The 11640-nt window shown below is 74.3% G+C and carries 9 protein-coding genes and 1 tRNA gene; 4 read left to right on the forward strand and 6 right to left on the reverse strand.

What is annotated here, in order from left to right; all coding sequences use genetic code 11:
- Nucleotides 1–509: 509 nt before the first annotated feature.
- The 3 genes from ABD323_RS35700 to ABD323_RS35710 form a co-directional block, all read right to left on the reverse strand.
- Nucleotides 510–962, reverse strand: coding sequence for a hypothetical protein (locus ABD323_RS35700; protein WP_344446250.1), 453 nt, complete (start codon nt 960–962; stop codon nt 510–512).
- A gap of 47 nt (nt 963–1009) precedes the next feature.
- Complete coding sequence (locus ABD323_RS35705) at nt 1010–1276, reverse strand: hypothetical protein (protein WP_344446251.1); 267 nt, start codon at nt 1274–1276, stop codon at nt 1010–1012.
- A gap of 81 nt (nt 1277–1357) precedes the next feature.
- Nucleotides 1358–1431, reverse strand: a tRNA-Lys gene (locus ABD323_RS35710).
- A gap of 141 nt (nt 1432–1572) precedes the next feature.
- Here ABD323_RS35710 and ABD323_RS35715 point away from each other — a divergent pair.
- The 4 genes from ABD323_RS35715 (at nt 1573) to ABD323_RS35730 (ending at nt 6513) form a co-directional block, all read left to right on the forward strand.
- Entirely contained in the window at nt 1573–3153 is a 1581-nt protein-coding gene (locus ABD323_RS35715) for a Na+/H+ antiporter (protein ID WP_344446252.1), read from the forward strand.
- A gap of 254 nt (nt 3154–3407) precedes the next feature.
- Nucleotides 3408–5069 carry a glucose-6-phosphate isomerase gene (gene pgi, locus ABD323_RS35720; RefSeq protein ID WP_344446253.1) on the forward strand — a complete coding sequence of 554 codons (1662 nt, stop codon included), beginning with the start codon at nt 3408–3410 and terminating at the stop codon, nt 5067–5069.
- A 190-nt stretch (nt 5070–5259) separates the two neighbouring features.
- Nucleotides 5260–5607 (forward strand): DUF6059 family protein, encoded by a 348-nt coding sequence (locus tag ABD323_RS35725; protein ID WP_344446254.1) that lies wholly within the window; start codon nt 5260–5262, stop codon nt 5605–5607.
- Between the two features lie 300 nt (nt 5608–5907).
- The gene (locus ABD323_RS35730; RefSeq protein ID WP_425556274.1) at nt 5908–6513 is read left to right on the forward strand and encodes a response regulator transcription factor; all 606 of its coding nucleotides are present in this window, start codon (nt 5908–5910) and stop codon (nt 6511–6513) included.
- Nucleotides 6514–6583: 70 nt separating this feature from the next.
- Here ABD323_RS35730 and ABD323_RS35735 read toward each other — a convergent pair whose 3' ends face one another.
- The 3 genes from ABD323_RS35735 to ABD323_RS35745 form a co-directional block, all read right to left on the reverse strand.
- The gene (locus ABD323_RS35735; protein WP_344446256.1) at nt 6584–7912 is read right to left on the reverse strand and encodes a sensor histidine kinase; all 1329 of its coding nucleotides are present in this window, start codon (nt 7910–7912) and stop codon (nt 6584–6586) included.
- 172 nt (nt 7913–8084) lie between these two features.
- Nucleotides 8085–9575 carry a SagB family peptide dehydrogenase gene (locus tag ABD323_RS35740; protein WP_344446257.1) on the reverse strand — a complete coding sequence of 497 codons (1491 nt, stop codon included), beginning with the start codon at nt 9573–9575 and terminating at the stop codon, nt 8085–8087.
- A 21-nt stretch (nt 9576–9596) separates the two neighbouring features.
- Nucleotides 9597–11640, reverse strand: a 2044-nt coding sequence (locus tag ABD323_RS35745) for a TOMM precursor leader peptide-binding protein (RefSeq protein WP_344446258.1), incomplete at its 5' end; no start/stop codon positions are given.

Here is an 11640-nt window from a genome sequence, read left to right on the forward strand (position 1 = left end):
CCTTGGCCCGTTCGACCCGTTCCTTGGTCGCCGGGTCGGACGGGCCAAGGGCGGGCTGCCCGCCCGCCACGAGGTGCAGGGGGTGGTCGCCTCCTCCTCGGGCGGCGTGGGCACGCTGGGACTGGGCGGCGCCGAGGGCTCTGCGGACGGTCTCCATCGGCTCGGCCCCGTAGCCGCCCCCGTCGCCCGCCGGCGGGATGCCGGCCGTGGGGGGGGCGGCGGCGGGGGGGGGGGGGGGGGGGGGGGGGGGGGGGGGGGCGGCCCGCTGCTCGCGCTGCTCGGCGCGGTGGCGGCGCTCGCGGGGGTCGCGGTGCTCGCGGACGGAGGTGAGGTGGTGACAAGGCGCAGACGGCAGCACAGGCGTGTCCTCTGTCAGATCCCGGACGGGCCGCCGCCGCACCTGGCGGAGCTGGGGCGGCGGCCCTGCTCTCCACCAGCCCAGCCAACCAGCCGGATCGGGGATCGAACAGGAAGAACCGGTAGCGGAACTAGGGCCTGTCCCACGCCGCTCAGTGCGCCGCCGGCCGCTCGCAGCCCGCCGGCCAGATCTCGTGCACCCAGAGCCCGGCCCGCCGGGTCAGCGCCGCGATCTCGGCCGGCTCGCCGGCGTCCCGGTCACCGTCCCAGACGGCGATCAGCTCGTCGATCATCCCCACCAGCGCCCGCCCGAGGTCGTCGCCCAGCCCGCCGGCCGCCACCGGAGCCAGCCGGTGCACGGCGGTCGCCTCCCGGGTGATCTCGCTGCGGGCCGGCGCGGCGGCCCCCGCGGGCAGCACGATCTCGACCTTGCCGCCGTGCTCCCGCACCGCCTGCGCGAACCAGGTCTCCGGCCCCGGCCGCAGCGCGGTCACCCCGACCAGCTCGTAGGGCCCGTAGGTGGTCACCAGCTTCCACAGCTCACCGCGCACCAGCATCTCGGTCAGGTCCGACAGTCCCTGGTACCCCGTGATTCCGACTCGCATCTCAAGCCCTCCACTCCGGGCCGTGCCGCGCCCAGGATAGGGCCCCCTCAGCCGGTCTCGCCGAGGAGGGTGTCGCAGGCGGGGCAGCGGCGGGTGTGGTGGGCCGGGGGGCACCAGGGCTGGTCGGGGGAGGAGGGGCGGTAGCGCTCGGGCTCCAGCCCACGGGGGTCCAGGCCGCACAGGGTACGGGCGGCGCCCTGGTGGGCGGCGTGCACCCAGCGGACCCGGGCACCGATGTCGATCTCCTGGGAGCCGATCACCTCGGTGGAGGGCTCCAGCTCGAGCAGCACGGTCACGGAGTTCGCAGTGTTCATACCTCGAGGCTCCGTCGGCCCGGGCCACAACGCCAGTGGGCGCCCCTCCCGTCGGAGGGGCGCCCACCGGGTGCCTCGCTGTGCGCCGCCAGGGACTCGAACCCCGGACCCGCTGATTAAGAGTCAGCTGCTCTAACCAACTGAGCTAGCGGCGCGTGCTGACGGAGAGAACATTACCTGGTCAGCAGTCGAAAGTCCGAATCGGGGCGGCCGGGAGTGGCGGGGGCCGCGTGGCGGGGGAGTCGGGGTGGTTTGTCATATCTACACTCGGTCTGTTCCCAGGAGAGGATCGTCTCGTGGCCCAGCTGTCGCTGTTCTTCCTGGTGCTGCTCGCCTCGGTGGTGACCATGCCGCTGGCCCGGCGGACCGGGGTGCCGCAGCCGGTGCTGATGACGCTGCTGGGGCTGGTGATGGCGGTGGTGCCGCAGATCCCGAACGTGGCGGTCGACCCGGACCTGATCCTGCCGCTGGTGCTGCCGCCGTTGATCTTCGCGGTGGCCCGCCGGGCCTCGCCGGCGTACTTCCGGGCGAACATCCGCTCGATCCTGCTGCTCGCGGTGGCGCTGGTGGTGGTCACCACGACGCTGGTCGCGGTCGCCTTCCACGCGCTGGCACCGGCGCTGCCGATCGCGGCGGCGGTCGCGCTGGGGGCGCTGGTCTCGCCGCCGGACCCGGTGGCGGCGGTGGCGGTGGCCGGCAGCGTGGGGCTGCCGCGCCGGCTGGTGGCGGTGCTGGAGGGCGAGGGGCTCTTCAACGACGTGACGGCGATCGTGATCTACTCGCTGGCCGTCGAGGCGGTGGTGGACGGGGGCTTCTCGGTGCCGCACGCGCTGCTGCGCTTCGTCCAGTCGGCGGTGCTGGCGGTCCTGGTGGGCCTGGTGCTCGGGTGGCTGGCGACCCGGCTGGCGTCGATGCTGGACGACCCGACCCAGCAGGTGGCCCTCAACCTGCTGGTGCCGTTCGCGGCCTACACGCTGGCGGAGGTGATCGAGGGCTCGGGGGTGCTGGCGGTGGTGGTCTGCGGCCTCTACCTGGCCGAGCGGGCCGCGGACGCGGACGACGTGGGGTACCGGCTGGTCGGCACCGCGTTCTGGGACATCGTGGAGATCCTGATCACCGGGGTGGCGTTCGGGCTGATCGGCCTGGAGCTGGCGACCGTGCTGAAGGACGCCGGGGCCGGCTGGCACTCCATGCTGGGCGACGCGGCGGTGGTGATCGCGGTGGTGGTGCTGGTGCGGCTGTGGTGGCTGCTGCCGGCCGCCTGGGTCTCCAAGCGGCTCAGCCGCGGTGAGGACGACACCCCGATCAGCTGGCGCGAGACGGTGGTGCTCTGGTGGTCGGGGATGCGCGGGGTGGCCACCGTCGCGCTCGCGCTGGCGGTGCCGCTCACCGTGCACGGCGGGGCGGACTTCCCCGGGCGCGGGCGGATCGTCTTCTGTGCCTTCGGCGTGGTGCTCTTCACCCTGCTGGTCCAGGGCCTGTCGCTGCCCTGGCTGGTGCGGCGGCTGGGCATCGACCCGCACCTGGACCGGCGCGAGCAGCAGGAGCGGGAGCTGTGGTGGCGGGCGGCCAAGGCGGCGCTGGACCGGCTGGGTGAACTCGAGGAGGAGGACCTGCTGCCGGTCGAGATGGCGGAGAAGCTGCGCACCCGCCAGCAGGACCGGCTGGCCAAGCTCTTCCCCGAGCAGTACGAGGCGGACGTGGCCGCCGCGGCGCACCGGCGGGTCTCCCAGGTGCGCCGGCTGCGCGAGGTGGAGCAGGAGCTGCTGGCCGCCTCGCGCCGCGAGATGGTGGCGGCCCGGGCCGAGCCGGGCGCGGATCCGGCGCTGGTGGACCACGTGCTGCGCGGGCTGGACCTGCGCTCGGACCGCAGCTGACCGGGCCGGTGCCGGCGGCCGGCCGGGAACGGGGGGCGAACGGCGGGCGGAGCGCGGTCGACGGCCCGACGGCGACCTGACGCGGCAGGTCAGCGCCGTGCGCGCGCGACGGCGCCGCGTCAGCCGCGGGTGGCGCGGGCGGCCCTGACTGTTCCGTAGGCTGGTGCGCGGTCAAGCCGCCAAGAGCGTCGGCGCCACCCGGTCCGTCCCTCCGGACCGAGCACCGCACATCAGACCGATTCGAGGAGAATCCGATGCCGGAGAACCCCGCCAACGGCCGTACCCCCCTGGACCGCACCCCGCAGTGGGCCGCCCTCGGGAAGCACCGGGCGGAGCTCGGCGAGCTGCACCTGCGCGAGATGTTCGCCGCGGACCCGCAGCGCGGCAGCCGCTACACCCTGCAGGTCGGCGACCTGTACCTGGACTACTCCAAGCACCTGGTGACCGACCGGACCCTGGAGCTGCTGCGCGAGCTCGCCGCGGCCCTCGACGTGGCGGGCCTGCGGGACGCGATGTTCCGCGGCGAGAAGATCAACGTCACCGAGGACCGCGCCGTGCTGCACACCGCGCTGCGCGCGCCGCGCGGCGCGGTCGTGGAGGCCGACGGGGTCAACGTGGTCCCCGAGGTGCACGCCGTCCTCGACAAGATGGCCGCCTTCTCGAACCGGGTGCGCAGCGGCGAGTGGACCGGGCACACCGGCAAGCGGATCCGCACGGTGGTCAACATCGGCATCGGCGGCTCGGACCTGGGCCCGGCGATGGCCTACGAGGCGCTGCGCGCCTACACCCAGCGCGACCTGCAGGTGCGCTTCGTGTCGAACGTGGACGGCGCCGACCTGCACGAGGCGGTCCGCGACCTGGACGCCGCCGAGACGCTCTTCATCGTGGCCTCCAAGACCTTCACCACCATCGAGACCGTCACCAACGCGACCTCGGCGCGCGACTGGCTGCTGGGGCAGCTGGGCGCCGGTCAGGAGGCGGTGGCCAAGCACTTCGTGGCGCTGTCCACCAACGCCGCGGGGGTCGCGGACTTCGGCATCGACGTGGCGAACATGTTCGAGTTCTGGGACTGGGTGGGCGGCCGCTACTCCTACGACTCGGCGATCGGCCTGTCGCTGATGATCGCGATCGGCCCGGAGCGCTTCGAGGAGATGCTGGGCGGCTTCCGCCTGGTCGACGAGCACTTCCGCACCGCGCCGGCGGAGCAGAACGTCCCGCTGCTGCTGGGCCTGCTCGGCGTCTGGTACGGCCAGTTCTTCGACGCCCAGTCGCACGCGGTGCTGCCCTACTCGCACTACCTCTCCAAGTTCACCGCCTACCTGCAGCAGCTGGACATGGAGTCCAACGGCAAGTCGGTGCAGCGCGACGGCAGCCCGGTCGGCTGGACGACCGGACCGGTGGTCTGGGGCACCCCCGGCACCAACGGCCAGCACGCGTACTACCAGCTGCTGCACCAGGGCACCAAGGTGATCCCGGCCGACCTGATCGGCTTCGCCGCGCCGGTCGGCGAGCTGGCGCCCGCGCTGGCCGCCCAGCACGACCTGCTGATGGCCAACTTCTTCGCCCAGGCCCAGGCGTTCGCCTTCGGCAAGAGCGCGGACGAGGTCCGGGCCGAGGGTGTGCCGGAGTGGCAGGTCCCGCACCGCACCTTCCGCGGCAACCACCCGACCTCGGTGCTGCTGGCCGCCGAGCTGACCCCCTCGGTGCTCGGTCAGCTGATCGCGCTCTACGAGCACAAGGTGTTCGTGCAGGGCGCGATCTGGAACATCGACTCCTTCGACCAGTGGGGCGTGGAGCTCGGCAAGGTGCTGGCCAAGCGGATCGAGCCGGTGCTGCTGACCGGCGAGGGCGCCGAGGCGCTGGACAGCTCCAGCGCGGCGCTGGTCGCCAGGTACCGCACGCTGCGGGGGCGCTGACCGGGCGTTCGGTGGTGCGCGGGCCGGGTGGGTGACCGGGCCGCGCGCCGCCTGCCCGCGCGGGCCGCGCCCCCTGCCCCGCAGGCCCGGCGGCAGCCGCCCGTTGGGGCCGTCCTGGAGGGGACCTCGAGGACCGGCTGGCACCCTGCCGCCGACCGGGCGCGGGTCCCGGTCGGGACGGAGGGCGGCCGTGGGCGGATGGCGGGATTGGTGGTGGTCGGCGCTGGCCGGGCGCCGGGGAGCCGTACCGGGCCCGCAGGCCGGGGCGCCGCGGGGCCCGGTGGCACCGGCACCGACGTCGGCGCCGGTGCTGCGCGGACTGGCCGCGGTGGGTGCCTGTTTCGGGGCGCTGCTGCCGCTCGAACTCGTCCAGGCGCCGCCGGCGCCGGTGCGCGAGCCGGCCGCGCCGCCGCTGCCGCCGCTGGCCGGACCGGGTCCGCGCCACCCCGAGCGGCTCTGCCGCGAACGGCCGCTGACCGCGCTGGAGTCCAGGCTCCAGGAGGAGTTCGGCTGGACGGCGGCCCCGCCCCCGGCGTGAGGCGCCGCGGTGCCCGGGCCGCCACCGGGGACCAGCGGGGCCCGGTGGCGGCCCGGGAGGGCGCGCTATGCTCCCCAGCGCCGTGATCGGCTGCGCCGCGCGTCAGGGCGAGGGCGCCAGGGGGCTGACGTCGAGGAGGGGAATGGCTCGGAACGACTCGGGTGGGGGCCCGTGCCACACAGGGGATTCGCAGACGACCAGCTACACCGTTTGTCGCATGATCGGAGTAGCATCCTGCGGGGGCGGTGTCGAACGGAATTCGATACATCCTGGGTGGGATAGTCGGGGGATGCGCCTGTGATCGTCAAAGTTCTGCTGGCCGAGGACATGCACATGGTGCGGGGCGCACTGGTGGCGCTGCTGGGCCTCGAAGAGGACATCAAGGTCGTGGCGGAGCTCGCCAACGGCGACGAGATCGTCCCCACCGCACTGCAGTGCCGACCCGACGTGGCCGTCATCGACATCGACCTGCCCGGGACCGACGGCCTCACCGCCGCGGCCCAGCTGCAGGAGGCCATGCCGGAGTGCAGCACGCTGATCCTCACCAGCCTGGGGCGCCCCGGCACCTTCCGCCGGGCGCTGGCCTGCGGGGTACGCGGTTTCATCCTCAAGGACGCGCCGCCGCGCGAGCTGGCGCAGGCGATCCGGCGGGTGGCGCAGGGCGAGCGGGTGGTGGACCCGGACCTGATGGTGGCGGCCTGGGACAGCGGCGACAACCCGCTCACCGAGCGGGAGACCGAGGTGCTGCGGCTGGCGGCCGACGGCGCGGAGGTCACCGAGATCGCCGGGCGACTCTTCCTCTCGGTGGGTACGGTGCGCAACTACCTGACCTCTGCCGTGGTCAAACTCAACGCGCGTAACCGCCTGGACGCGGTGCGCATCGCCCGCGAGGCCGGCTGGGTCTGAACCCCCGCCGACCTGGGGCTTTCGGGCGGACGCGGCGCCTCGTCGCCGCGTCCGCCCGGCCACAGGGGGGTCAGGCCACCTTGGGCGTGCCGCCGTCGGGGGAGAGCGCGATCAGCTCGCCGGGGGCCCGGGCCGAGGCCTCGCCCGCGCCGACCTCGACCGCGGCGATGTGCGCGGCCAGCTCGAAGCAGCCGTCGTCGCGCACACCCGCGGTGAGCGTGCCGCCGACCGCGGTCAGCCGCGCGGCCAGGTTGCCCAGCCCCCCGCAGCCCAGGGTGAGCGGATCGGCTCTGGCCCGCTCCTGCTCGCGTTCGGTGGCCGGCACGCCGTCGTTCACCAGCAACAGGCTGGTCGAACCGTCCTGGGCCACCGCCTCGATGGTGCAGTGCGCGGCCTTGCTGTGCCGGATCATGTTGGTGATCCCCTCCCGCAGGACGGTGGCCAGCACGGTGTCGGCCTCGCTGGAGAGCCGCCCGCAGTCCACCCGCAGCCGGGCGTCGATGCCGGCCGCGGAGAGCACCGAGCGGGCCGAGGAGAGCTCGGTCAGCAGCGACATCGACCGGTAGCTGCGGGCCACCTCGCGCACGTCGTGCAGGGCCTGCCGGGAGAGGTCGACGATGCTCTCCAGCTCGGCCCGGGCGCGGTCGGGCGAACGGTTGACCATGGCGTGCGCCAGCTCGCTCTTGAGGGTGATCGCGGAGAGGCTGTAGCCCAGCAGGTCGTGCAGGTCACGGGCGAAGCGCAGGCGCTCCTTGATGACCGCCACCCGGGCGATGTCCTGCTGCGCCTCGTGCACCGCCAGGGTCAGGTTGGCGAGCAGGGTCAGGCTGTAGACGATGATGCCGGTGATCAGGGTGGAGACGGTCATGTAGAAGACCGCGGAGACGCTGCTGCCGGCACCCACCGCGGTGCCCAGGCCGATCATCGCGATCAGCCCGGCGAAGGCCGGCAGCGCGGCGCGCAGCGAGAGCAGGGTGAGCATCGAGGCGCCGACGAAGCCGCCCATCCCGCCCCAGGGCCAGCCCATGAACAGACAGGGCAACACCGTGAGCAGGGTCTGCGTGAGCAGCGTCCAGTAGCCCCAGCGGGCTCGTAACCGGCGGAACCGCGGCAGGGTGTGCACCAGTTGCAGGCCGATGGTGGCCGGCAGCACGGTCAGGCAGCAGATCAGGGTGAGTGCGGTGACTCCCTGGTCCAGGATGTCGACCGTCTGCATGACGAGGAAGCCGGTCATCACCGTCCACACCACGCCCAGCGCGAACCGCGGGGCCGGCGCCTGGATCCCGAGCACGCTGACCTCGGGTTCGCTGGTGGCGGGAGGCCCTCCCCGGCCGCTCGCGCGGTCGGGGTCCTCGCGGTCGGATGAGAGTGCCTCCCACGCGCCGGCCTTGCCCGTCATGGCGTCTCCCTCCGAGTAACCGGTGGCTGTTGGTCGATGGTAGGGCGGAATCCGCATGGCCGGGCGAATTCCGGATGACAGGAAGAGTCGAATTCCGACAACGGTCAGGGGGATGACGCCCAGTCATATGCCTTGATCGCGAATCGAATCCGAGAACCAATTCAAGGATCAATCAATCGTCGGTGCGACCGGGCCCCGCGGAAGGCAGCGACCCGAGCACGAACTCGCCCACCGCCGACTCCTCGCGCCAGTCCAGCGCGAACGCCTCGGCCGAGCGCGCGGTGTTCCCGGTGCCCAGCGCGCAACCCGCCAGTCCCATGCCGGTGGTGAGCAGGTAGAGGGTCTGCTGCACCACGCCGACGTGCTTGAGGGTCAGCGCGTAGGCCAGTCCGCTGTACTTCCAGGAGACCCGGGCGAACCGGGCGGTCATCGTCAGCAGGACGTCGGGGGCGGAGTCCATGCCGGTGCCGGCCTGCGCGTCGGCGAGCAGGGCGGCGCGCAGCGGCGGCGGGCACTCCAGCAGGACCAGGGCGTGGCCCAGCGGGTCGTAGTAGTAGACGCCGGGGGCCAGCCCGGTGCAGCGCCCGACCGTCAGGTAGAACTCCAGCTCGTAGCAGGCGCCGCCGCTGGGGTAGGGACGGGCCGAGATCTGCTGCTTGCGCCGCTCGTCGGGCGGCCCGCCCAGCGCGCGCACCCGCAGCGCCTGGTGCAGCAACTCGCCCAGCCGCTCCAGCGACAGGCCCTGCTCGCCGTGCCGGCGCACCGAGTGGCGCCGCTCCAGCACCTCGCCGAGCGGGGTGTCCCAGCCGTGCGGGGCGTCGCCGGCGGGCCGCGGCAGGGCGATCCGGGTGCCGGAGGGCACCGGCTTGAGGGCCGGCTGCGGGTCCTGGCGGCCGACCAGCGGGTAGGTGGCGCCGAACTGCCGGTCCTGCCAGCCCGGTCGGCTGCTCCAGTGGAAGAGCAGGTCGTGGTGGGACCAGGGGGTGAGGACCGGATCGAGGTCCTCGGTGAAGACCGCCTCGTGCGGCGGGCCGGCCCGCTCGGCCACCTCCACCATGCCGGTGGCCACCAGGTGGGAGAGGACCGCGATGCCGGCCGCCCGGCCGATCGGCAGCCGCTCCAGGGCCGCCGCCGGCGCGGTGGGCCGGCCCAGCGAGGCGATCAGCCAGCCCGCCTCGGGCCGCCGGAAGACCGCCTGGAAGGCGGAGGTCGGCGACTCCAGCAGGCCGCCCTGCCCGGTCGAGCGCAGCGCGGCGAAACGCGACAGCCGCAGCAGCCGGTCCGGTGGCAGCGGCTGCGGGTTCAGCCGGGCGCCGGCGGTGGTGGGCACCACCGAGAGCAGCGGGTGGTCGCCGTCGGGGGCGCCGACCGAGCGCACCACCAGGCCGCCCAGGTGCCGCAGAGCGGCCAGCAGCCGCACCCGGGCGGCGAGTTCACCGGTGCCCGGCACGTTGTCCAGCTGCACCGGGCCCAGCCGCATCCGGCGCAGCGCCTCGCCCAGCACCGGGCCCGGCTGCGGCAGTCGCAGGTCGCCCCAGCGGGAGCGGAGCAGCATCGAGCCGTCCTCCTGCTCCTCGAGCAGGGTGTCCTCGCGCAGCGACCAGAGGTCGATCCACGAGGCGCCCGGCTGCGTGGAACCGGTGGTGGCGGGGACGGGGGACACGGCTGCTCCTGCGGAAGGGTCTCAGACGAACATCGGGATCGGATTCAGCTCCTCGTACGGGGTCGGTTCGGCCCGTCTACCCAGCGCCACGGGGACGTCGAAGAGTCGGCCGGGTGCGAACCGTGGCCAGAAGTGCCGCAGCCCCGGAACCAGCACCCGCACCACCGGTAGCCCCAGATCGGGTCGGGTCTGGTCGAGGATGCAGACCTCCAACCCCTTGGCCTCCATGATGCGCTGAAGGCTCCGGAGTTCCTCGAGCAGGTCGCCGCCCGGGGTGTAGGGGTGGTCGAGCGCGGTGCGAGCGGGGACGGTCGGGTCGGCGGCCAGGTAGGGCATCGCCTCCCGGGTGGCGGTGCGCCACCAGCGCAGCGCGACCGGGTCCGCGCAGCCGTAGCCGGTGCCGTCCGGGCGCGAGCCGAGCACCGCCGGGAGCAGCTGGTTGACCTCGCTCAGCGCGCGGGTCAGCGCGATCGCCGGGTCGAGGTGGGCGCCGAAGCCGAAGACGATGTCCTCGGCCTGGCCCGGCGCCCGGTCCACCCGGCGGGAGAACGCCGCGACCACCGGCACGCCCAGGTCCGAGGTGAGGTCCAGCGCCCAGACCTCGCGGCCGAGTTCGGCGTGCGCGGCCTGCAGCTCGGCGGTCCACGGGTCGCCGTGCGAGGCCAGGTCGACGCCGGGCTGGCGGGTGCGGTTGTACCACCACAGGGCGACCGCGTCGCGCTCCACCAGCTCCAGCAGGCCCTGCAGCGCGGCGTCCTCCAGGGTGCCACCGGCCGCGCAGCCGTTGGAGTCGGCCCGCACCATCCGGCGCCCGCGCCGGTCGGCGGCGTCGTAGTAGAGCATCGAGGTGGGGAAGAAGAGGTGCTGGCCGCGGGTCAGCGACCAGACCGGCGACCAGTCGAGTTCGGCGGTCGGGTCGAACCGCTCGGCGACCAGGTGGAAGGGGTGGCCCTCGGCGTTCCAGCGCTCGCGCTCGGCGAACTGCCGGTCGTCCCAGAGCTGGCAGCCGTCCGGGTGGACCGCGGAGCTGCCCAGCGAGCGCAGCGAGCCGCGCACCCGGGCCTCGTCGCCCTGCCACAGGCCGCTGATCCGCTCGACGGCCTCGCAGAGCGCGCCCACCTGGGCGTCCAGCGGGGTGCGGCCCTTGCCGGAGCTCTCCTGGCGCAGCGAGTCGCGGACCTCGCCCAGCGCGCGCGGGCCGAGCGCCAGGTTGTGGCCGGCCCGGTAGACGTTGAGCAGTTCGGGGCCGCGCGGGTCGCGGCGGATGTCCTTGACCACGCCGGTGACCGGGCTCAGCAGGTGGCTGTAGCGCTCCAGCATCACCTGGGCCGAGATCGCCCGGTGCCCGCCGCCGGTGCGCACCGTGCGCCGGCGGCTGATCAGCTCGACGGGGCGGGCGGTGCGCGCGCCCATCAGGGAGGCGTCGCCGCACTGCGGGCACTGCGGGCGGCGGGTGAGCGGGTGGGTGCGGCTGGCCAGCGTCAGGGTGTCCAGGGTGACCACGCCGTCGTGCTCGGTGGAGCGGTGGCCGGCCAGCCACTTGGCGGCCTCCAGCGCGGCGAGCTGGGCGCCGAGCCCGACGGTGACGGGCAGCGCGGCGCGCGGGACGGGCACCCGCTGGTCGCCGTGGTGCAGGCGCACCGGCGACTCGGCGCAGCGGTGGCTGCGCAGCCGGTGGGCCAGGCAGTTCCAGCAGGCGGTGGTGCCGGGCTGGAAGACCGGCCCGACCCACAGGGTCGTGCCGTAGGGCTTGGCCAGCAGCCAGGGGCGCCGATCGGCGCGGTGGGCGGCGTCCAGCTCGCGCAGCCGCGGGTCGAGGTAGTCGGCGCAGAGCACCAGGTCCAGCGCCGGGCTCCGGGTGTCGTCCTCGGCCAGGGTGAGGCCGGCGGTGCGGCAGGCGGTGCGCAGCGGTTCGAGGTCGAGGCTGCCGTCGGCGGCGACCAGCCGCAGCGGCCGGGTCGCACCACCTCGGTGCGGCGCGTCGGCGCGGGCACCGGCCAGCTCCCAGTACGCCCGGGCCGCGGCGTCGGGCGGGGAGGGGGGGGGGGGGGGGGGGGGGGGGGGG

The sequence above is a fragment of the Kitasatospora nipponensis genome, assembly GCF_039528135.1.
In the GTDB taxonomy this organism is placed as follows: domain Bacteria; phylum Actinomycetota; class Actinomycetes; order Streptomycetales; family Streptomycetaceae; genus Kitasatospora; species Kitasatospora nipponensis.

Excerpts from the sequence above, each read along its gene's own strand:
- pgi (WP_344446253.1), top strand. The coding sequence starts at position 3,408 with ATGCCGGAGAACCCCGCCAACGGCCGTACCCCCCTGGACCGCACCCCG.
- ABD323_RS35705 (WP_344446251.1), bottom strand. The coding sequence starts at position 1,276 with ATGAACACTGCGAACTCCGTGACCGTGCTGCTCGAGCTGGAGCCCTCC.
- ABD323_RS35735 (WP_344446256.1), bottom strand. The coding sequence starts at position 7,912 with ATGACGGGCAAGGCCGGCGCGTGGGAGGCACTCTCATCCGACCGCGAG.
- ABD323_RS35700 (WP_344446250.1), bottom strand. The coding sequence starts at position 962 with ATGCGAGTCGGAATCACGGGGTACCAGGGACTGTCGGACCTGACCGAG.